Annotated in this window: 3 protein-coding genes; all 3 read right to left on the reverse strand. The window is 76.4% G+C overall.

Annotation, left to right across the window (positions count from 1 at the left end):
* Positions 1–18: 18 nt before the first annotated feature.
* Positions 19–987 (reverse strand): GDSL-type esterase/lipase family protein, encoded by a 969-nt coding sequence (locus tag ACXAHD_RS31870; protein WP_475055126.1) that lies wholly within the window; start codon positions 985–987, stop codon positions 19–21.
* Positions 988–1,055: 68 nt separating this feature from the next.
* Positions 1,056–1,994, reverse strand: a complete 939-nt coding sequence (locus tag ACXAHD_RS31875; RefSeq protein ID WP_475055128.1) for an NAD-dependent epimerase/dehydratase family protein — start codon at positions 1,992–1,994, stop codon at positions 1,056–1,058.
* On the reverse strand, positions 1,991–2,580 hold a 590-nt coding region (locus tag ACXAHD_RS31880), incomplete at its 5' end, for a cytochrome P450 family protein (protein ID WP_475055129.1). The genes ACXAHD_RS31880 and ACXAHD_RS31875, both read right to left, overlap by 4 nt.

Below are 2,580 nucleotides of genomic sequence, written 5' to 3' on the forward strand. Positions count from 1 at the left end.
CCTGCATTCGCCCGTGCCCTACCCCTCACCGTTCGACGACCCACCCCCCCGTACCCCCACCACCCCCCCCCCCCCCCCCACACCCCCCCCCCCCCCCTCCCCCCCCCCCCCCCCCCCCCCCCCCTCCCCCCCCCCCCCCCCCCTTTTCCCCCCCCCCCCCACTTCGGCCAGCAGGTTCTGTCCGTCGGTGTCGGGGTGGAAGTAGTCCAGCCGGTTCAGCTGGTCCACGGTGAACCGGGTGTCGTGCACCGCTCCGTCGTCGAACCGGCACCGGTCGCCGTACGCCCGGCAGACCCCGGCCAGCTCCCGGTTGTACGCCGCGACCCGGTCGCGTACCGCCGCCCGGCGCTGTGTCGCGGCCTCGTCAGTCGCTGTCGCGTTGGCCAGCAGCGACGGACATACGCCACGGTCCCAGGCCCGCACCACCCGCTCCTCCCCGTGCCCGATCTCCCACAGCCGGTACAGGTCGGGGATGCTCAACAACAGGACCTCCGCCTGCGGCACACCATCGCCCAGCACCCGCAGGGCCCGGTCGACGTCGTCACGGAACGCCGCGACCGGGGTCATGTCCTGCGGCGTCGCCCGGCAGGCGTCGTTCGCGCCGATCAGCACCGTCACGTACTGGGCCGAGACGTCCACCGCCGACGCGGCCTGGTCGGCCAGTGCCGCGGCCCGCGCCCCTGGCACCGAGAAATCGTGCTCCTGCCCGTTCATCGCTGGATTGACCTCGGCGATCCGCTGGTAGAGACTCTCCACCCGAAAACCGTCGCCAGTGGACCACGAATTGCGCCGGCAACTGGTCAGCACGACGCAGGAGCCGTACCCGGCGGTGATCGAGTCGCCGAGCGCCGCCATCGACGACGGTAGGTCGGTGCCCGGCGGTGGCGGCGATGTCGGGTCCGGCCCGCCGCCGTCCTCGCCGGCTTCGCAGGCCAGCGCCACGAGGGCGCAGACGGCGGCGGCGCCGGCCACCCAACGTCGGTGCATCCGGACCTCCAACGAGACGGAAAGCGACGGAAGGATAACTATATGCGTCGGCGTGGATCTGGCGATACCTACCGGGCCGGGCCGGTCGACAGCTCCGCCAGGAAACCGGGCAGGGCCCGCCGGGGCACCCACCCCTGGGCGTACGCCCGATCCAGATCCAGCACCGTGCCGTACGCCAACTGCTCCACCGCGTACCGGGAGATCCGGCCGGTGCCCGGCAACCCCAGCCGGGCCGCACCATCGACCAGCACCGCCGCGCCCAGCGCCACCGGCACCGGCACCCGCAGCGGCCGCGCCTGCCGTCCGGCCGCCGCAAGCACCCCGGCGACCACGGCGTCGCGTGCGTACGGCGTCGCGTCGGCCACGTTGAACGGACCCGGCGGCCAGCTCAGCGCCGCCAGGCACGCGTCCGCCAGGTTCTCCACCGCCGTCAGGCTCATCGCAACGTCCGGACCGGGCACCGGCACCCGACCCCGCCGGACCGCAGCCAGCAGCCGGGGCAGCAGATGCGGGTCACCGGCCCCGTAGACCGCCCTGGGCCGCAGCACCACCGCACCGGCCGCCAACGCCAGCCGCTCCCCGGCGGCCTTGGTCCGCCCGTACCCGGTGCGCTGGCCGTCCGTCGGGTGATCCTCGCGGATCACGGTGCCGTGTCCACCCGGCCGGTAGACGCTGGCGCTGCTCACCCAGACCACCGGCCGGTCGGCCGCTGCCCGCAGCAGCCGGGCCGTGCCCGCCACGTTCACCGCGTGGTACGCGGCCTCCGCCGCCGCGCCCGGCGGCGGATCCCCGACCGCCGCCGCCAGATGCACCACGACGTCGACGCCCCGCAGGTCTGGAACCTCCCGGGCGGCGTCCCACGGCACGTGCCGACCCACCGGGCCGGGTCGACGGCCCACCGCCACCACCTCGGCACCGGCCGCTGCGGCGGCCCGTGCCACCGCCGATCCGCAGAAGCCACTGGCACCGGTCACCGCGACCCGCAGCCCGGCCAGCCGGATGCTCACCACCGGGTCGCCCGGACCGTCAGCCGGGCCCAGCCCGGCAGCGCCGAACGCCGGTCCACCCGCGCCCCCGTCACCACCGGCCGGTACGGGGCCAGCGCGGCGAGCACATCGTCGAGCTGGGCGTGGGCCAGCCGGGCACCGGGGCAGTGGTGCGCCCCGGTGCCGAACACCAGATGCCCGACCGCCACCGGCACCGGCACATCCGGATTCGGGTGCGGCGCATCGGCGCGGGCCGCGTGCCGGGCGACCAGCAACAGCCGGTCGCCGGCCCGCAGCCGGGTACCCGAGCGCAACCGGCTGCCGGCCCGTCCGGCGGTGCCGGCCAGCTCGGCGGCACCCGCCACCACCCGGGGCAGCACCGGGCTCGGCGCGGTCACCCGCAGCAGCTCCGACACCAGCACGGCCCGCGAGTCGGCGCGGTCCGCCGCCGGCCACAGCCGGTCGTCGGCACACCAGGCGACGGCCCGGGGGATCGCCGCCACCGTGGTGTTGACCGAGGCGACGGCCAACATGCCGGCCCGGGCCGCCTCGTCCGCCGGCCCGCCGAGCAGCCGGGCCAGCTCGGCGGCGGCCGACGCCGTGGCGG

This window comes from Micromonospora sp. ABR4_055 (genome assembly GCF_056160425.1).